Annotated in this window: 1 pseudogene; it reads left to right on the top strand. The window is 60.3% G+C overall.

Annotated features, from left to right (window positions below):
* Positions 1-247 (top strand): annotated as a pseudogene (locus tag L981_RS32895) (lipoprotein-releasing system transmembrane subunit LolC); the annotation flags it as partial.

The raw sequence follows: 247 nt of genomic DNA, 5'->3' as shown, positions 1-247 counted from the left end.
ATGACGGGTGCTGCAATCGGTGTTGCCGGAACGGTCGCGGGCGTGGCGCTCGGCGTCATCGTCTGCCTCAACATCGAATCCATCCGGCAGTTCTTTTCCTGGATTTCGGGAACGACGCTCTTCAGCCCTGAGCTTTATTTCCTTAGCCAGCTTCCGGCCGACATGAACGCCGACGAGACCGCACTCGTCATCGTCATGGCACTGACCCTTTCCTTCCTCGCCACGATCTTTCCGGCCTGGCGCGCCT

The sequence above is a fragment of the Ensifer sp. ZNC0028 genome (assembly GCF_000799055.1).
In the GTDB taxonomy this organism is placed as follows: Bacteria; Pseudomonadota; Alphaproteobacteria; order Rhizobiales; family Rhizobiaceae; genus Ensifer.
This window is presented reverse-complemented; position numbering and strand designations above follow the sequence as displayed.